Origin of the sequence: Amycolatopsis thailandensis, from assembly GCF_002234405.1 — a bacterium.
Taxonomy (GTDB): Bacteria; Actinomycetota; Actinomycetes; order Mycobacteriales; family Pseudonocardiaceae; genus Amycolatopsis; species Amycolatopsis thailandensis.
Genome location: NZ_NMQT01000130.1, coordinates 1 through 18,246 on the forward strand (window position 1 = coordinate 1; position 18,246 = coordinate 18,246).

The 18,246-nt window shown below is 67.8% G+C and carries 14 protein-coding genes; 6 read left to right on the forward strand and 8 right to left on the reverse strand.

Annotation, left to right across the window (positions count from 1 at the left end; all coding sequences use genetic code 11):
• Positions 1 to 185: 185 nt before the first annotated feature.
• Genes CFP71_RS33985 through CFP71_RS33995 form a run of 3 tightly spaced genes read right to left on the reverse strand, consistent with a single transcriptional unit; the run spans position 186 to position 3,713 of the window.
• Positions 186 to 950 (reverse strand): enoyl-CoA hydratase-related protein, encoded by a 765-nt coding sequence (locus tag CFP71_RS33985; protein WP_093938043.1) that lies wholly within the window; start codon positions 948 to 950, stop codon positions 186 to 188.
• Between the two features lie 25 nt (positions 951 to 975).
• Positions 976 to 2,265, reverse strand: a complete 1,290-nt coding sequence (locus CFP71_RS33990) for a ferredoxin reductase domain-containing protein (protein WP_093938044.1) — start codon at positions 2,263 to 2,265, stop codon at positions 976 to 978.
• Positions 2,262 to 3,713 carry an amino acid adenylation domain-containing protein gene (locus tag CFP71_RS33995; RefSeq protein WP_244199944.1) on the reverse strand — a complete coding sequence of 484 codons (1,452 nt, stop codon included), beginning with the start codon at positions 3,711 to 3,713 and terminating at the stop codon, positions 2,262 to 2,264. Before CFP71_RS33995 ends, CFP71_RS33990 begins: the two co-directional genes overlap by 4 nt.
• A gap of 586 nt (positions 3,714 to 4,299) precedes the next feature.
• Between CFP71_RS33995 and CFP71_RS34000 the strand changes: the two genes are divergently transcribed.
• Both CFP71_RS34000 and CFP71_RS34005 read left to right on the forward strand, forming a co-directional pair.
• Entirely contained in the window at positions 4,300 to 4,734 is a 435-nt protein-coding gene (locus CFP71_RS34000; protein WP_425266641.1) for a DUF6924 domain-containing protein, read from the forward strand.
• A gap of 29 nt (positions 4,735 to 4,763) precedes the next feature.
• On the forward strand, positions 4,764 to 5,156 hold the full coding sequence (locus tag CFP71_RS34005) for a DUF6917 domain-containing protein (protein WP_093938047.1): 393 nt from the start codon (positions 4,764 to 4,766) through the stop codon (positions 5,154 to 5,156).
• Between the two features lie 102 nt (positions 5,157 to 5,258).
• On the opposite strand, the gene CFP71_RS34010 is transcribed toward CFP71_RS34005, so the two are convergent.
• Complete coding sequence (locus CFP71_RS34010; protein WP_208636091.1) at positions 5,259 to 6,284, reverse strand: hypothetical protein; 1,026 nt, start codon at positions 6,282 to 6,284, stop codon at positions 5,259 to 5,261.
• A gap of 318 nt (positions 6,285 to 6,602) precedes the next feature.
• Between CFP71_RS34010 and CFP71_RS34015 the strand changes: the two genes are divergently transcribed.
• Entirely contained in the window at positions 6,603 to 7,844 is a 1,242-nt protein-coding gene (locus CFP71_RS34015; protein WP_244199945.1) for an MFS transporter, read from the forward strand.
• Between the two features lie 101 nt (positions 7,845 to 7,945).
• Here the strand turns inward: CFP71_RS34015 and CFP71_RS45455 are convergent, their stop codons facing one another.
• Entirely contained in the window at positions 7,946 to 8,071 is a 126-nt protein-coding gene (locus CFP71_RS45455; protein ID WP_279629261.1) for a hypothetical protein, read from the reverse strand.
• Between the two features lie 306 nt (positions 8,072 to 8,377).
• Positions 8,378 to 9,064, reverse strand: a complete 687-nt coding sequence (locus tag CFP71_RS34020) for an SDR family NAD(P)-dependent oxidoreductase (protein ID WP_093938050.1) — start codon at positions 9,062 to 9,064, stop codon at positions 8,378 to 8,380.
• 245 nt (positions 9,065 to 9,309) lie between these two features.
• On the opposite strand from CFP71_RS34020, the gene CFP71_RS34025 reads away from it, so the two are divergent.
• The 3 genes from CFP71_RS34025 (at position 9,310) to CFP71_RS34035 (ending at position 12,071) form a co-directional block, all read left to right on the forward strand.
• Complete coding sequence (locus CFP71_RS34025) at positions 9,310 to 9,927, forward strand: LysE family transporter (protein WP_167406372.1); 618 nt, start codon at positions 9,310 to 9,312, stop codon at positions 9,925 to 9,927.
• Positions 9,928 to 9,962: 35 nt separating this feature from the next.
• Complete coding sequence (locus tag CFP71_RS34030; RefSeq protein WP_093938052.1) at positions 9,963 to 10,820, forward strand: hypothetical protein; 858 nt, start codon at positions 9,963 to 9,965, stop codon at positions 10,818 to 10,820.
• 360 nt (positions 10,821 to 11,180) lie between these two features.
• Complete coding sequence (locus tag CFP71_RS34035) at positions 11,181 to 12,071, forward strand: terpene synthase family protein (RefSeq protein WP_093938053.1); 891 nt, start codon at positions 11,181 to 11,183, stop codon at positions 12,069 to 12,071.
• A 12-nt stretch (positions 12,072 to 12,083) separates the two neighbouring features.
• Here the strand turns inward: CFP71_RS34035 and CFP71_RS34040 are convergent, their stop codons facing one another.
• Positions 12,084 to 18,038 (reverse strand): type I polyketide synthase, encoded by a 5,955-nt coding sequence (locus CFP71_RS34040; RefSeq protein WP_093938054.1) that lies wholly within the window; start codon positions 18,036 to 18,038, stop codon positions 12,084 to 12,086.
• Positions 18,039 to 18,044: 6 nt separating this feature from the next.
• Positions 18,045 to 18,246: hypothetical protein (locus tag CFP71_RS44395; protein ID WP_167406373.1), on the reverse strand; the 202-nt coding region annotated here is incomplete at its 5' end.

Genomic DNA, 18,246 nt, shown 5'->3' on the forward strand with positions numbered 1-18,246 from the left:
CGGAGGCTCGGCGGTGTTGCGAAAGCCACGTTCGCAACGTTGAGCGTTGCGAACGTGGCTTTCGCAACACCCGAAACCGGCACGTGGGCAGGCCAGGCACACGCCACCTTCGCCTTACCCCTCAAGAGAACCCGAAACGCCACTCACGACCCGCTTACGCGACTTGCCGGGGCCTGGAAAACCTGTCAACGTCCCTCGAAAGACGGCTTCCGCTTGTCCAGGAAAGCCTGCATTCCTTCTTTCTGGTCTGCGGTGGCGAACAGCGAGTGGAACACGCGGCGCTCGTACCGGATACCGTCCGCGAGCCCCGTCTCGAGCGCCCGGTCGACACAGTCACGGGCCGCCATCGCGGCGATCTTGCCGTACCCCGCGATCCGGGTGGCGGCTTCGGTGACCTCGGCGAGGAGCGTGCCCGCCGGGACCGCCCGGGAGATCAAGCCGATGCGTTCGGCCTCCACCGCGTCGATCAGCCGTCCGGTGAGGATCAGGTCCATCGCCTTCGCCTTGCCCACCAGCCGGGTGAGCCGCTGGGTGCCACCGATACCGGGGATGACCCCGAGGGTGATCTCGGGCTGGCCGAATTTCGCGGTGTCGGCGGCGATCACGAGATCGCACATCATCGCCAGCTCACAGCCGCCACCGAGGGCGAACCCGGAGACGGCCGCGACCTTGGGCGTGCGCAGGGCGGCGAAAGCTTCCCAGCCCCCGAAATAGTCCTCCGCCACCATGTCGGAGACGGTCTTGCCCGCCATCTCGGAGATGTCGGCGCCCGCGGCGAAGGCGCGCTCCGATCCCGTGATCACGAAACAGCCGACCTCCGGGTCCTCGTCCAGGGGCTTCAGGGTGCCGACCAGTTCCTCCATCAGCGCGGTGTCGAGCGCGTTGAGAACCTCGGGGCGGTCCAGATGTGCCCAGACCACTCGCCCGGCGCGTTCAAACCTCACTCGCATGATGTGTCCTTCGTGGTTGGCCGGATCAGGAATCCCAAATGGCGCCGTAGGCCGGAATCCCCCGGCGTTCGAGACCATGGACGACCTGCCAGGTGAGTTTCTTGTTGGAGATGCAGATGACCGCTTCGGCGCCGAAATCCCGGTACGCGGCATAAGCCAGCTCGACCATGTCCGGTTTCCCGTGCGCTCCGGTGTCCCAGATCCGCGCATGGGGCTGCACGGCGAGGATCTCGTCGACCAGTCCGTCCCCGTAGGTCACCCGCGGGTTCCGGGTCGCCCAGACCAGGAGCGCCGGAACCTCCTGTGCGAGCAGGTGCGGCAGGCAGGGCCCGATCCCGCTGCCTGTCGCCACGTAGACGACCTTGCGGAACAGCGTCTCGATGTTGGCGACGCCCGCGGTCGTGATGCCCTTCACCCACACATGCGACGGCATGTCGTCGATGAACTTGCCCGTCCAGTCTCCCGCGCGGGAGATGGTCAGCCGGAAACCGTGCTCGCCGGGCGCGGGGATGTTGGCGAAGGAGTGCCATTCCCTCAGGGGTGACCGGCTGATCGCGGTGGACGATCCGGCGAAGGGTTTGCGGCCGTGGGTGAACCGGGTCAGCGCGACATGCGACGACGGCCGCTCGATGGTGACCGGGACCCGGCGCAACCGGGTCCAGGGTGCCGCGATGGCCACGGTGAGCACGATCAGCGCCCAGAACTGCGGCTCGGTCAGCAGCGGTTCTCCACTGTGGACGATCCGGGTCACGACCAGCGCCCACAGCAGACCCAGGGTCAGCCATCCGCCGAAACGGTGCGTCAATTCGAACCGGTTGTGGGATTTGACGCGCATCTTCGGCGCCGCCGTGACGAGGATCCCGAGCAGCAGGGCCGTCAAGGTGTAGGCCAGCACCAGCACCGCCGTCGGCGCGCCCTGCACGGTGGCCAGCACGACGAAGACCGCGAACCACAGCGATCCGACCACGGAGCCCCCGACGTGGAGACCGCCGAAGTGATACACCTTGCCCAGCGTCCAGCGCACCTTCAGCGGCCAGGTCACCGGCGCGGCGGTGGCGAGCCGGAACAGCAGGTTGATCAGGCGCTGACGCCGGATGAGCACGGCGAGCGCGAAGTTGGCCAACGAGGCGTCGGCCGCGAAATCCGCGGTGATCCCCCCGGGTAGCGCGAAGCCCAGCACCACCAGGTTGATCACCAGCACCGAGACGGCCAGCCGGTTGTGGTGCATCAGCATCGGATGTTTGAACATCCGGCGTAGCGGCGGGAGCGGTTCCGGGAGCACGACCTTCCCCGTGTGCTCGCCCAGCGCGGTCATCCTGCGTTCTCCTTGTTCCGTGCCAGGTCCGTGAGCAGCCGCTTGTCGATCTTGCCTCGCGACGTCATGGGCAGCTCCGGCACCGGGTAGACGACTTCCGGTGTGCAGTAGTAGGGCAGCGTCTCGGCGACAGCGCGCCGGGCGGCCCCAGGATCGACCGTCGCGGGCTGCACGAACGCCACCAGAGTCCGGCTGTCGAGTTTCAGCGTGACCGCCCTCGTGCACCCGGGCACCTGCTCCAGTACCGCGGACACCGAGTCGAGCTCCACCCGGAAGCCACGGATCTTCACCTGGTCGTCGGTGCGCCCGAAGGGCTCCAGCTGCCCGTCGGACGTCCAGCGCGCCAGATCCCGGGTGCGGAACATCATCCGGCCGCCACCGAGGAAAGGGTCCGGCGCGTAGCGCGCGGCGTTGAGGTCGGGGTTGGCCAGGTAGCCCGCCGAGACACAGTCACCGCCCGCCCACATCTCGCCGATCTCCCCGATCGGGCAAGGCCGGCCGACCTCGTCGAGGACGTAGACGGTGTTGTTCGGCAACGGTTTACCGATGGTGAGCAGGTCGGCGTCGGGCCGATGTGCCTGCATCGTGTTGACAATCGTCACCTCGGTCGGCCCGCAGCCGTTGTAGAACGTCTTCGTCCGCGCCCAGCTGTCGGCCAGCGGCCGCGGGCAGGGCTCCCCGGCGACGGCGACGGTCCGCACCCGTTCGCACCGATCCGGATCCAGCGAAGCGAGAATGGTCGGCGTCGCGACCAGGACGTCCACCCGGCGAGCCGTCTCCTCGATGTCGTCGCCGCGGATCAGCAGGGTGCCGCCGTGGGTGAGGCAGCCCAGGATCTCCCATGCCGCCATGTCGAAGGCGATGCTGAGGATCTGCCCCACCACGGTGCCCGGCCGGATGCCGAGGTCACCGGGCTCCGAGTGAAGCAGGTTGACGACGTTCGCATGGGTGATCACGACGCCGTTGGGCATCCCTGTCGTGCCCGAGGTGAACAGGACATAGCAACCGCGCCCGGGCGGCACGTCCACGTTCACGGGCGCGAAGTCCCCGCATTCTTCCATGAACGAGTCGATGTCGAGGCTGGTCTGTCCACTCGGGAGTGCCACCGGCACGTCGGACTGCGTGAGCACCAGCCGCGCGCGCGTCGTGGCGAGGATGTGCTTCAGGGCGGCGGGACGGGTGACACGACCGTCCTGGGGAACATAGGCGGCCCCCGCCTTCAAGATCGCCAGAATGCCGACGGCCATCGGGATACCCCGCCGCAGGACCAGGGCGACGTTGTCCCCCACCCGCACGCCTCGCGTGACGAGATGGGCGGCCAGCCGATCGGCGTGCCGATCGAGGTCTCCGTAGGTGAGAACCCGGCCCTCGTGTTCGACCGCGATGGCCGCCGGATCGACGGCGGCGTGCCGCTCGATCGCCTTGTGCACCGCTTCGCGGGGAACCACGCGAGCGGGTCCCCATCCGTACTGCCGGAAAAGCCGACGATCCCCGGCGGGCAGACCTGCCGATTCCAGCAGGGTGTCAGTCGATCGTGCCTGGGGATCAACGACTGATGTCATGATGAATTCGCCTCGTTCTTGAACTCGCCGACAAAGTGAAATTGTCGCCGGCGCTGAGGTTCGGTCGGCAGGTTCAGCAGACGCTCCAGCAAGATCACTGATGCGGGAAGGCTTGATCCTCGCACGGGTCACCCGGCGTAACCGCCGCCAATGTCCGAAATTCTCTCAGGACTGCACTCTTTGCCCGTTGCGGTCCGGCTGACCTGGCCACGGCCCTGTAGAGCTAACAAGCTTCCGGTCCAGCGACGAGGAGCTGATCACCCCCCGACACGGAGATAGCACCCCGACAGGCCCCCGACCTTGTTTACGCACAGTGATATTCAGCGGCCTGGGTTCGTGAAGAAATCCCCTCCACCTGACCGACATTCCGTGGCCGGACACCCTTTGCACACCGGCCACAGTGCTACAAATTTTCGCCGCGGCGATCCGCTGAAACCGCGACCGGAACCGACGACGGGACGGGAGTTTCCACATGCTGCCGAGAGGCCGCGGCACTCTGGTGGTACGCACGAATTTCGCGGACCAATGGGCTTGGGACGACCTATGCGAACTAGTTCGCCAGCGGGCGCGGGACGTTCGTTCGGCGAAGGTCCGACTGGTGGACGAGCCCGACTACGACGGCGTCACCACGGAGGATCTGCTGGACCTCCTGCCCGCGAAATCCGGGTACACGCATCTCGCCGTCGCGGACCAGCTGATCTGGCGGCAGGAGACCGCCGCCCGCGAGCACAACGTTCTGGTCGTGGATCTCCACCGGCACCGGGAAATCTCCCGCATCTCCGCCGCCGCCTTCGCCGAGTCCCTTGTCTCGGCCACTCCGGAGGAAGGCTCGCGCGGTGACCGTCGAGGTGAGGTTCTGCCGTTTCGCGAGCGGCGATTTCCGAGCCGATCCGTGAGCCCACTCTGACCTGTCGAACCACGTCGAAGGGAACGTCGTTGCGGGACAACGGATCGAAGCGCGAGGTCACCGGCACACTGGTCAAAGTGCTGGCATACCGCCAGGACGACCGGGGCAGGTGCCTGGAAACGTTCACGAGCCGATGCGTCCGTACCGGTGAGATCCACGAACTCGTCACCACGACTGATACCGACCCCGAAGCACCGATCGGCCCCGTCGGCTTCCTGGGATTCGCCGAAATAGACCGGGCCGGCGTGCTCGACCGAGGCGACGAAGTCTGGATCGGCACCAAGCTCCTCGGCACCGTGCTCGGCTTCGACGCCTCTCACTTTCCCGACCAGCACGCCATTCTCATCCACAACGGCCGGACAATCACGGGCGAAGACGTCGGCCTCGAACCCGAACAGCAAGTGCGCTTCCGCGCCTGGTGAACATGTCCTGGCGAGCCTCGCTGTGGGTCTGCCATATCGCGGCACCGATCTCGGTTTCAGTATGGCGAAGAAGGCTTCGGCGACCGCGTTGTCGTAACGGGCTCAGGGTAGCCGGCGTCCGAAGTGGTGGGCTTCCGCACTGAGACCGAGCTGGCGGATTGCTCCGACGGCGGACCCGGTCGAGGTGATTCCCCCCAGACGTTCCCGCCAGACCTCGACGTCGTTTCGCCACGCCGTCACGTATGCCTTGAGCGAGCGGGCCGAGATACGGGAGAGCCGGTCGTTCGCCGCACGCAAGGAAAGAAGTGCGGCCGAGTTCCGGCCGCGTAGCCGGGACGAGAGGTTATTGATGAGGTTTGCCCGGTCCTCGAGGGCGGCGTCCCAATCGGCCTCCGAGACTTCTGTCGCGAACTTTCCGTCCTGTCCGAACCGGACGAGCCCTTCGGCCAGAAGATCACCGAACTCTTCGGACGCGGCACGCGCGGGATCGGCGAACGGATCGTAGGGAAGTTGGCGGACCTCTCCGACAGGGAGAACGTGGTCACCGCTGATCAGACTGTCGTACATGAACAGCCAGTCCTCGTTGTACACTTCGGGAAAGAATGTCGTGTCCGGATCGATCCGGATCGCCGCGCTCCCGATACTGGGGGCCACACCGGGACGTCCGCCCGCCAACCGTTCGGCGTGGCGGACCACAGAATTGTCTGGGAAATTCTCGGCCTGGAAGGCGCCGATGCGATGAGTTCGCAGCGCGTCGGCGGCGTCGGCGACCTGCTCGAAGTCGAGATGGTGGTCGTCGTCCAAGAACAGAATCCGTCGCCAGCCGATCATCCGGGCAAGGGCAAGCCCGAGGTTCCGCTTGATCCGCACATCGGTGAATCCTGCATCGCGTGTCACCTCATGCGCAGAGCTGGTGAAGTCGAATAATGAATGCTCATATCCTGCGGGGATGTCCAGCGCGAATCCGTCGACACCGGCATGCGAAGCAGGAAGAGCTATTTCCCGGGCCGCCACATTTCCGCTGCACAGAACTACGAGGTGAGCGCCGATCGATTCGGCGAGCTCGATTGCACATTGCAAATTTGCCGCCGGGCGCCAGGCAGGCACCACGATGCCGTCGATCGCCAAGTCGGCGGAACCCGAAGTGCCAGCCAAGTGTAGGGACTCTTCTTGAAGCATGATGTCGAACTCTAGGCGGCGGGTGGCAATGGAAGCTCATTACTGCGCTTGTAGGCGAGGAAAGTATGTAAAAAGGGGCAGCCGCAACAAAGTGGCCCATCCGTGATGGTCATTGACCAAAGGTGAGATCGCGCTCACGGATCGCGATTCCCTATGATCTGCGCCTCCTGCGGGTTGCCGTTCTATTCAGGTCCGGTTAACTGAATCGGTGCGGCCGCCAGCCCGCCGGATAACTGGTAGTCCTGACAACACTGATAAGCGGTGGCCATGATGAAAGAGCGGATCGCGGTGTTCGCGATCTTCGTGCTGAGCGGCGTGCTGAGCGGATCCTGGACTCCTCGGCTGCCCTCGCTCGCCGAGCAGGTGCGGGCCGGGCCCGGAGCGATCGGACTGGCGCTGCTGGCGATGACCCTCGGGATGCTGATCGTCGCCCCGTTGGCAGGGCGGTTGGCGGAGCGGCTCGGCGCACGCGCGATGGTCGTGGTTTCGACAGTTCTGTCGTGCGGACTACTGCCTTTCCTGGGGCTCGCCGATTCGGTGCTCGGGTTGGGTTGGGTGTTGCTGGGCCTCGGCGCGTCGGTTGGCGCGATGGAGGTATCCATGAGCATCAGCGGTGTCGCTGCCGAACGGCGGGCCGCAAGGCCGATCATGATGTTCTTTCATGCCGGCTTCAGCATCGGCGGCCTGGCGGGCTCCGCCCTCGCGGGTATCGCCGCCGCCGTCGGCTGGTCGCCCGTCCGGCACTTCACCGTCGTGGCCGTGGTGGTCGCGATCGTTCTGTTCGCGATGATTCGAGGCTTGTCCGGCACGGTCGCCTATGCTGCGACTCGCGAGATGTCACGTGAACATCTTGTCTCAAGAGGCACGCTGCTCCGGCGACCGGCTCTCTGGCTGCTTGGCACGATCGGTTTGCTTGCGGCGATCGCGGAAGGGGCCTGTGCGGATTGGTCGGCGATGTTGCTGGTGGTCGAGCGCGGTGCAAGAGAGGAGAAGGCCGCACTGGGGTACGCGGTGTTCTCGCTGGCCATGGTGATCACCCGGCTTTCCCTGCTCCTGGTACAACGTCGACTCGGCGCGAAATGGCCCCTTGTAGCCGGATCACTAATGGCGGGATGCGGTCTGGTCGTCGCCGCGGCGGTACCGGTCACCGGACTGACGTTCGCAGGGTTCGCGGTCGCCGGCATCGGTCTGGCTTCTTCGTTCCCTCTGGTCCAGACCCTCGCTGGAGCGATGGGCCGACGCCATGACGGCGGCGGAGGTGAACGGGAGATCGCGTTCGTCAGCACCATAGCCTATGCGGGGTTTCTGGCCGGCCCACCGATGATCGGTGTGCTGGCGCAACTGGCATCTTTGTCCCTGGCCTTTGTCGTCGTGGGTGCGCTGACCGCGTCGGCGGCTTTCGTCGTGCTCGGGGTGGATCGTGCGCGCCATCGCGAGATCGCGGCGGGCTTCCTGCAAGACGAATCGGCAGGGTCACAACCGGCAGGTACTGTCATTGAACAGGGCTGATGCTCTACCCTTGAGCCTTCCTGTGCTCGATCAGCACGTTCAGTTCGCGCCGAGTCGACGCGGTCTGAACGGATCGAGGTGAAGTCCACAGGCGACAGTCGTCACCCGTTGAGATTCGCCCAGTGCAACCCGATGACGCTGCTGACGGGGCCGGTGGTCGTCATGGTCTGACACTGGGTGTCGGGGGTGCGGTCTTCGCTGGTACCGGATGACACCAGCATCGTCACCAGCTCCTACCTTGCCGGAGGTGCTTCCCGAGTTCGGTCTCCATCCGTTGGTGGCGTCGGCTTCATCGTCGACCGGATCTGGGCGGCTGTCAAAGGAAGCAGCCGGCCGCGATGGACCAGGTGGGCCGGGCCGTCGTTTTCGACTTGGAGGGCCACTGCGTCGCCGAGTAGCCCACCTGCCGGACGGTACGCGTGCCCCGCTGTGTTCTTTCGCCCGCTCGAGAAGCCCGGGGTTGTTGAGAGGTAAAGCAACTGTGGCGTTCCTGGGCGGGGGTCGTGAGTGACCGGTGTCGTTGTCACAGGAAGTCAGGCGAAGCCTCCATCGACGGTCAGGTTCACCTTGTTGAGCCCGCGGTTCTCCAGCAACATCACCGAAGCCTCGACGACCTCGCCCATGGTCACGAGCCGGCCGGAGGGCGTCTGGGCCCGCACACCTTCGAGCAGGCCGGCCGCGCCCACCCAGTACGGGCTGTCCCCCACCACGCCGGGATGGATCGCGTTGATCCGCACGGGCGCCACCTCCGCGGCGAGGGTGCGCACCATCCCCAGCACCCCGGCGTTGACGATGGAGATGTTCGTGGACCCCGGGTACGGCCGGTCCTTCGCCATCCCACCGAAGAGCAACACCGAACTCTCGGGGGTGAGGCGGTCCAGCAAAGCGTGCACGACGGTCGTGTACCCGACCAGTTTCATCGTGACGAGATCGACCGCGCCGCCGACGTCGTAGTCCTTCACCGAATTCCGGTCACGCTGGATCCCGACGAGCGCGAGCCGATCGACCGGCCCGACCTCGGCCAGCGCGCCGGCGATGCCCGGCGGATCGGCGAGGTCGACGGCGATGCCTCGTACCGTCCCGCCGATCTCGGCGGCGATCTTCTCCGCCCGTTCGGCGTCCCGCCCGGTCACCACGACGGAGTGCCCGTGCCCCGCGTAGTACTCGCCCAGTTCACGGCCGATCCCGGAAGTACCACCGATGATGACGATATTCGACAACTGTCCAGCTCCTCACTGATTCCCGCGGATTCCGGGACGGTAGACGGCCACGTCCACCGAGGCCCACCTCGCGTACCACGCCCTGGAACGTCGCCGACGGTCCACCGCCCAGGTGTCCCGCCTTCGCGAGTGAAGTCCCTACTATTCTTCAGCGTTCGGCGAAAACCGTGAAATCAACCTTAAAATGGGAAAATGTCAGCCTCGTCAACACCCAGCTTCCCCCACTCGTCCATTTCGGTTTTCACGTGTCCCTGTTCGGCACGGTAGGCGCGACGGTCGGGATCTATTTCGCCGCCGCGGTCACCCCCGGACCCAATCTGCTCTACGTGGCACATACCGCCTCGGCGACCTCCCGCAAGTCCGCCCTGATGGCCGCGATGGGCGTCGCTTCAGGCAGTACGACGCTGGCCGGGATCTCTGTTCTGCTACTCGGGGATCTCCTGCCCGCGCAGGGAGCGGCGTACCGCCTCTTGCGGTTGGCGTGCGGCCTTTACCTGAGCTACTTGGGGCTGCGAATCCTCCGCGGTTTGCGCACCACCGACCATTCCGCGCCGGACCCGGTCGCTCACTCCGGCTCGCGGGTATATCTGCGAGGAATACTCACCATCGTCACGAACCCGAAGGCGACGCTCTTCTTCGGCGCGTTGACAGCGACCGTGTTGCCTCTTTCCGTGCCACTGACCACCCGCATTTCCGCGGTCACCGCGCTGGCACTGTCCGCGTTTTCGTGGTATTGCCTCGTCGCGATCGCTTTTTCCAGCGAACCGTTTCAACGGCTGTATCGCCGGATCGTCTTCCCGATCGACCTGCTGTCGGGATGCTTCTTCCTCGCGCTGGGCCTGTACCTGGCGTTCGCTCCATGAAGTCCACTTCCAACGCCCGCGAAGAAAGATGACCGATGAAATCGGATTCCGAGCCCTTGCGATGGGCCACCCGGATAGTCACCCGTGACCACGACGGCGAGATCGCCCGAGGTCTACTGGACAGGTATCGCGCGGTCCACCGGTCCCCGGCGATCGTCTCGGCGATGCTGGATCTGGCCGCGGGCTGGGACAAAGACCCGCTCGAAGCGAGGCGCGTGTTCGAGATGAAACGCCCGGAGTGGGAGGACGAGGGCGGCTTTCTGGAGAAGCTCGGCACAGAGGAGATCGGGAGGTGGGTCCTTTCGGATGACTACGTCGTCGCCGAAGCCGCACCACACCTGGCGGACGACGGTGGCCGGTTCGACGCCGTCGCACAGCGGGTCTACCGGCTACCCGGGAGTGATTGGATCATCCCGGTACTCGATGCCCCGGGAAACGAGATCTACGACCGCCAGCTGTATGACGAGATGGCCGAGGCCGGCCCACTCTCCACGGCTTCGTTCGACTACGGCGGGGTCTTGCCGGAATGGGCGGGGCGGGGCGCGGCGGGGGCCGCCAGGCACACCGGATTCACGGAAGTGATCCGGCGATGCGCCGAGGCCGAGATCCGGTTCCTCGTCGGCTGGATCTACTCGATCCAAGGACTGGTCCTGCACGACCCCGTCGACCGAGCTGTTTTCGGCGACCGATTGGCTTTGGAGAGGTTCGCCCAGCCGCCGATCGTCAACCGGCGATCGCTCGAAACGAACCTGGGAAGCCGGAGGCTGCCGGCCACGCTTCTCGGTCTCCGGCGCGACACTCCTCCGGTACCGGTGGTTCACGGCGAACGCCGCTACGGCCTCGACGTGCATTGGTACGTACTGGCGATCCCGGTCCGGTCGTGCGCCCCGTGAGGTAAGGCGACCTGCCCCGGATCTCGCGTGTTTGGAGACGGAACTCGCATGTGCGGCATCCAAGCACGCGAGTCACGTCTCCGCGCCCACCGTCCGCGGCGAACGGACCCGCCAGCAGGATCGTTCCGTCCGCTGGAACGTCCGTTGGCGGGCGGGTCGCGCCCCGCCCTAAGGTCGGCCACCTGAAACCGGCCGTGCACGAGTCGATTCCACCGCCCGCATTCACGTTCGCTGAAGCCGAAGGGGAATTCCGTGTCGTTGCAGTACCGCCGGTTCACCATGCCTTTTCCCTCTCGGCTGAACGTTCACGCGCAGCGGGCGGAGGAACACGGGAGAGAATTCGTTCGCAGGTATGGGCTCGTGACCACCGATGCGGACAAGCAGCGCTACGACGATTCGCTCATCGGAACGCTCATCGGCCGGACATTCCCCCATGCGGACGCCGAGACCCTCGACCTGATGACCGAATGGATGGCGTGCAACCTGCTCCTGGACGACGTGTTCGACGAGTCGGAAGCCCGCGCCGACCCGGTCCGGCTGCGAGAGATGTGCGACGAAGTCGTGTCGTGGCTCCGAGTGGACGGCGGGGAAGTCGCGCACAGCGGCTCTTCGTTCGCACGCGCTTATGCGGACATCTGGGCGCGGACGTGCACGAAGTCGAGCGTCGCTTGGCGCACCAAGTTCGTCGCGCACTTTTCGCTGTTTCTCGGGCGTTGCGTCCACGAGGCGGCCAACCGCCGCGACGACCGGACGCCCGGGGTCGCGGAGTACATCGAGTTGCGTTCGTGCGCCTTGATGCCGTATCTCGACCTGTTGGAACTGGCACAGGGCTGGGAGCTTCCCACCGAAGGCCCCTGCACCGCGGACGACTTCAGCGAACTCGACGCCTCCCTGTCAGCTGCTTCGTTGTGGATGAACGACCTCTTCTCCTGCGAGAAGGAGTACAACCTCGGAGACGTGCACAATCTCGTGGTCGTCCTTAAGAAGGAACGTGAAACGGATCTGCAGACCGCGGCGGACACGGCCTCGGAAATGATCCAGACCAAGATCGACGACTTCGAGCGGCAGAGCGAGGATCTGCTGACGGGCGAGATCGCCGCTTTACCGGATCCGGCGCTGCGATCCGCCGCGGCCGATCGTGTCGAGTTCTTGCGGAGCTGGCTCAGCGGCCAGTTCGAATGGCGTTTCGAAACGAAGCGGAACCAAGGCTCCAACGTTCGGCTCGTCGCCGGATCGGCGATGCGCACCTGAAGGTGCGTTGATTCATCTCAGGACTTCGCCGAGCCAGTTCGCCATGGTCGTGGCCGTCGATTCCGCGTGCGCGGAGACTATCGACTCGTGGTTTCCCGGCACTCGCGCCACGTCCCCGCCGCCGTCACCACTGAGGTTCGGCATCACCTCGGGACGCAGAGCACCCGACATGTAGTCGGCCGCTCGGATATGCAGGGTCGGCACTGCCACAGGCTCCGGGGTCCAGCGCTCGAACAGGCGCATGACCGCGCCCATCGCGATCAGCCGGCGCCCCAGCGCCGCACGGTCGTCCACCAGGTCGATCAGCTTCGCGCTACCGCGGAACATCTCGGCCAGCTCCGGTTTCAGGACAGGGTCGAACTCGGGCCACCAAGCCGAGGGCCAGATGGTGTCGAGCAGGACGAGCGCGGCGGGCGGGCAGCCGGTTTCGGCCAACCGGGCCGCCACGCCGTGCGCGATCCAGCCGCCGGCGGAATGGCCGACCAGGACCAGCGGACCGTCACCGGCCTGCTGGAGCGCGGATCGGCCGAACGCGTGGAACATCGCGTCCAGATCGGCCGGGATCGGGCCCTCGGCGGCGAAAACCGGGGAGCGGAGCGCGAAAGCGCGGTGCGGGCTGGGGAATTTCCCCATCAGCAAGCCGTACAAGTCGTCGATGATCGGGACCACCGGTGGCACCAGCACCGCCAGCGCAGGACCGGCCACGCCGGTGCCGAGCGGTTCGGCGACCGGCTCACCACCGGACTCCCCCGGCGCCTTCGCCACCGCTTCCGCCACGGCGGCCAGCATCGCGAGGCCGGCGTCCGACCGGCCGGCCTCGACCGCGTCCCGGTACACCGACACGAGGGTGTCCGGCTCCGCCGGTGCCGGCGACCTCGGGGCCGGGGGCGTTTCTTCCTCGAGCTTCGCGGCCAGGAAAGCGACGAGTTCGGGCAGAGTCGCGTGCTCGAACAACGCGCTCACCGGCAACTGGATGGCCGTCAGCTCCTTGATGCGGTTGCGCAGTTCGACCGCGGTGAGCGAATCGAGTCCTAGGTCCCGCAGCACGGCGTCGGCCGCGACGTCCTCGGCGCGGCCGTGCCCGAAAACCGTGGCGAGTTCGGCCCGGAGGACCTTGCTCACGGCTTCGGCGCGGTCGGCGTCCGCGAGCCCGGCCAGCCGGACGCGCGTGGATTCCGTCGCCTCTACCGCACGGCGGGCCGCGGCCGGCACCAGCGCGCGCAACGGTGCCGGCACCGGGCCCGTTCCCCACGCGCTCGGATCGATCGGGCCCGCCAACACCGCTGCCTCGCCCATCGCGGCGGCCGCGTCGAACAAGGCCAGGCCTTGCGCGGTGGTCATCCCGGCGCCCAGGCGGCGACGATCCCGCTGCCGGGTGAGGTGCGCGGTCATGCCGCCCACCTCGGCCCAATGACCCCATGCGATCGAGGTCGCGGGCAAGTCCTCGGCTCGCCGCTGATCGGCGAGGGCGTCCAGGAACGCGTTGGCCGCCGAGTAGCCCGATTGTCCTCCTGATCCCAAGGCCCCGGACAGCGATGAGAACAGCACGAAGTGGTCCAGGGGCAGGCCCCGGGTCAGGTGGTGCAGGTTCCATGCTCCGGCAGCCTTCGGTGCGAGGACCCGACCGAGGCGCTGAGGCGTCTGAGCGGACAGCACGCCGTCGTCGAGCACTCCGGCGGCGTGCACCACGCCGCGAATCCGCCATTCTTCGGGCAGCCGGGCCAGGACTCCGGCAAGAGCGGTGCGGTCGCCGACATCGCAGGCGCGCACCAGGGCGGTCGTCCCCGAGACGGCCAGCCGGTGCGCGAGGTCCGTGGTGATGGTGCCCTGGCGGCTGAGCAACAGCAACCGGCGGACGCCGTGCGCCTCGGCGAGGTGCGCCGCCACCTCCGCGCCCACGGCTCCCGATGCCCCGGTGACCACGACCGCGCCTTCGGGGTCCCAGCCCGCGGACCGGCCGGCCGCGACCCGGACCAAGCGGGGAACCAGCACGACAGCGTCCCGCACGGCCACTTGGGACTCGCCGGTCGCCAACGCCCGGGCCAGCGAGGCGCCGGGCTCGGCGTCGACCAGCACGAACCGGCCCGGCTCCTCGACCTGCGCCGAGCGGACGAGCCCCCACACAGCCGCCTGCGCCAGGTTGCGCACAGTCTCGCCGGGACGCGCCGCGACGGCTCCCGACGTGCGGAGCACCAGCCGTACGTTCTGCAACCGGGGTTCGGCCAGCCACCGCTGGAGCACCGCCAGCACCTGGCCGGTCGTTTCCCCGACCGTGTCGGCGGTACCGGCCCGGACGGGCACGACCACCGTGCCGGGCAACATCGAGCCGGGTGGCAAGTCGCTCAGGTCGTGGTTTTCGAGCATCAAGGAGTCGGCAGCGGTGGTGACGTCGGGCGAAGGTGCCGCGGACCAGCCGAGCCGGAACAGGGTGCCCGCCGCGGCCGGCGCCGCGTCGTCGAGCGGGCGGCCGGTCAGCGACCCGATCTTCGCCACCAGCCCGCCGGAGTCGTCGGCGAGGGTCACCGAAAGCCTTTTGCCGGTGATGCCGGTGATCCGGACCCGCACCGCGGTCGCGCCACTCGCGGACAGGGTGACGTCTCGCCACTCGAAGGGAAGTTCGACGCCGTTCCCGCCGACGCCCGCCCGTACCAGGCCGGACTGCATGGCCGCGTCCAGCAGTGCCGGGTGGATCCCGAACCGGTCGGCATCGTCGGCCGCCTCGGCCGGCAGCTCGACCTCGGCGAACGTGTCGTGCCCCGCCGACCAGGCCGAGCGGAGACCTTGAAAGGCCGGACCGTACGCCAGCCCGCTCGCCTCCATACGCGTGTAGAAGCCGTCCAGATCGATCGGTCGTGCGCCGGCCGGTGGCCACGTTGACAGGCCCGAGTCCACCGGACCGGTCCCGGCCGGTGCGAGGACACCCGTGGCGTTGCGGATCCAGGAGTCCCGGTCGGTGCGGCCGGCCGGCCGGGTGTGAACCTCGAGTTCCCGCGCGCCGGTGTCGTCCGCGTCGCCCACCGAAACCTGGATGTCGACCTTCGAGCCGGCCGGGAGCATGATCGGTGTGGTCATGATCAGCTCACGCAGGAACGGGCAGCCCACTTCGTCGCCCGCCCGGATTGCCATGTCGACTACGGCGGCCCCGGGCAGCAGCACCCGGCCGCCGATGACGTGGTCGGCAAGCCAGCGCTGCCGCGACGGAGACAGCTGCCCGGTCAGCACCATGCCGCCGGATCCCGCCCACTGCACCGAAGCACCCAGCAGCGGGTGTCCGGCCGGCCGGACACCCGCCGACGACAGGTCCGCACCCCGGTCGCCCTGGCCGTCCAGCCAGAAGCGCCGTCGCTCGAACGCGTAGGTCGGCAGCTCGATCCGTTCGGCTCCGGACCCGGCGAAGAACGCCTCCCAGTCCACGGCGCCGCCGTGCTGGTGGATCTGCCCGAGCGCGGCGACGATCGTGTGGTCCTCCGGGCGTCCCTTCCGCATCAACGCCGTGTTCGCCAACCTGGGCTCGATGTCGGCGGCGAGTCCCACCAGCAAGGGATCCGGTCCGGCTTCGACCACCTGGGTCACTCCGTGGCCGGCGAGGGTGCGGACCACGTCGGCGAAGCGCACGGTGTCGCGGGCCTGCCGTCGCCAGTAGGCCGGTTCGGCGATCTCCGGCCCGGCGAGGCGTCCGGTGCTCCCGGAGACGAGCGGAATACGCGGGGGCCGGAACACCAGATCGTCGAGCGCGCGTTCGAACCGGTCGAGCGCCGGATCCATCAACGCGGAGTGGAAGGCGTGGCTGACCGGCAGCCGGCTTGTCCGTCTGCCCTGTGCCGCGAAGATCCCGGCGATCTCCTCGACCGCTTCGGCCGCCCCGGAAACCACCACCGCGGCCGGGCCGTTGACCGCCGCGACGTCCGCCGACGGGCGGACCTCGACCAGGGGCAGGACCTCGTCCTCGGCCGCGGCGATCGCAACCATGGCGCCGCCGGGCGGTAGCTCCTGCATCACTTTGGCCCGCGCCGCGACCAGTGCGCACGCGTCCGCGATCGACAGCACGCCGGCAACATGCGCGGCGGCGATCTCCCCGACCGAATGGCCCGCGACGAAATCCGGGCGCACGCCCCACGATTCCAGCAACCGGGCCGACGCTACTTCGACGGCGAACAGCGCGGGCTGCGCGAGCCCCGTCGGGCTCAGGTCTTCGTTCCACACCAAAGACGGGTCCAGGGCCAAGGCATCGCACACCTCGTCGAACGCCCGGGCGAACACCGGGAACGCCGCATGGGCTCCCCTGCCCATCCCCGTGCGCTGGCTGCCCTGCCCGGTGAACAGCCACGCCGATTTCCCGTGCGCGGCCGCGACCGGTTCCACCTCGGCCAGCCCGGCGAGCAGTTCGGCCGGGTCCGTCCCGACCACAACCGCGCGGTGCTCGAACCGGGTTCGTGTCGTCAGCAGCGAATACGCGACATCCAACGGTCGGACGTCGGGCCGCCGGGCCGCGAACTCACGCAGCCGGGCGGCCTGCCGCCGCACGGCGTCCGGCCCGCGGCCGGACACGACCCAGGGCACCGGAACCGTCCACTGTGGAGCCTCCGACTCGGCCGGTTCCGCACCCTGTTCGACGATGACGTGGGCGTTGGTACCGCTGATCCCGAATGACGACACCGCTGCTCGTCGGGGCCGGTCGGGGCTTTCCCATGGTCTTGCTTCGGCGACCAGTTCGATCGCGCCGGTCTTCCAGTCCACATGGGAAGTGGGTTCGTCCACGTGCAAGGTCGGTGGCACCGTGCCGTGCCGCATCCCCTGCACCATCTTGATGACGCCACCCACTCCGGCGGCGGCTTGGGTGTGGCCGATGTTCGACTTCAACGATCCCAACAGCAACGGCCGGTCCGCCGGTCGCTGTCCGTACGTCGCCAGCAGCGCCTGCGCCTCGATCGGATCACCCAGCCGCGTACCCGTTCCGTGCGCTTCGACCACGTCCACCTCGGTCACCGCCAGCCCCGCATTGGCCAGGGCCTGCCGGATCACCCGTTCCTGGGACGGTCCGTTCGGGGCGGTCAGCCCGTTCGACGCCCCGTCCTGGTTCACCGCGCTGCCGCGCACCACGGCCAAGATCCGGTGACCGTTACGACGCGCGTCGGACAGCCGCTCCAACGCCACCATTCCGACCCCCTCGGCCAGCGCGGTGCCGTCCGCGGCCGTCGCGAAGGACTTGCATCGCCCGTCCGGCGCCAGCCCCCCTTGACGACTGAACTCCACGAACCCCCGCGGCGTCGACATCACCGTGACCCCACCTGCCAGGGCCAGCTCGCACTCACCGCTCCGCAGCGACTGCGCGGCCAGGTGCAACGCCACCAGCGACGACGAACACGCCGTGTCCACCGACACCGCGGGCCCCCGCAAGCCCAGCAGGTACGACACCCGCCCGGACGCCATGCTGGCCAGGTTGCCGTTGCCGGCGAACCCTTCGAACTCTCGAGGAACCTCAGGCAGGCGGGAGAGATAGGCCTGCTCCAGCAGGCCGGCGAAAACGCCGGTCGCGCTGTCGCGCAGGGACGCCGGGTCGATCCCCGCGTCCTCCAGACACTCCCACACCGACTCCAGCAGCAACCGCTGCTGCGGATCCATCACCACGGCCTCCCGCGGCGAGATCCCGAAGAACGCCGCGTCGAATTCCGCCGCACCGGCCAGGAACCCGCCCGCGCGGGCGTAGGACGTGCCATGGGTCGCGGCCGGGTCGAACAGCCGCTCCAGATCCCAGCCGCGGTCCTGAGGGAATCCGCCGATCGCGTCCGTACCCGAAGCGACCAGCTCCCACAGCTGCTCCGGCGAGTTCACGCCGCCCGGAAAGCGACAGGCCATCCCGACGATCGCGACCGGCTCGGTCAGCTCGTCGTGCTGACGGCGCAGGCGCTCGACTTCCTTCAGCGACGACCGCAGCGCGGCGACCACCTGGTCTTGCGTGCTTTCCATGGTGTCTCACCGTTCCCGTTCCGGTTCGGCGAAGCCGAGCGCCAGCCGCACCAGCTCGCCGGTCTCCATCGAGTCGATGTCCGCCGTGCCCTCGTCCGCGTCCGATCGCGTCCGTGCCGGTCGGTGCTCCGGGCCGGCGCCTCGGCGTCGCCCGGACAGTTCGGCCCGCAGCAGCTCGGCGACCGCCGTCACCGTCGGGTGGTCGAAG

Excerpts from the sequence above, each read along its gene's own strand:
- CFP71_RS34015 (WP_244199945.1), top strand. The coding sequence starts at position 6,603 with ATGATGAAAGAGCGGATCGCGGTGTTCGCGATCTTCGTGCTGAGCGGC.
- CFP71_RS34040 (WP_093938054.1), bottom strand. The coding sequence starts at position 18,038 with ATGGAAAGCACGCAAGACCAGGTGGTCGCCGCGCTGCGGTCGTCGCTG.
- CFP71_RS33985 (WP_093938043.1), bottom strand. The coding sequence starts at position 950 with ATGCGAGTGAGGTTTGAACGCGCCGGGCGAGTGGTCTGGGCACATCTG.
- CFP71_RS34030 (WP_093938052.1), top strand. The coding sequence starts at position 9,963 with ATGAAATCGGATTCCGAGCCCTTGCGATGGGCCACCCGGATAGTCACC.
- CFP71_RS34000 (WP_425266641.1), top strand. The coding sequence starts at position 4,300 with ATGCTGCCGAGAGGCCGCGGCACTCTGGTGGTACGCACGAATTTCGCG.
- CFP71_RS33990 (WP_093938044.1), bottom strand. The coding sequence starts at position 2,265 with ATGACCGCGCTGGGCGAGCACACGGGGAAGGTCGTGCTCCCGGAACCG.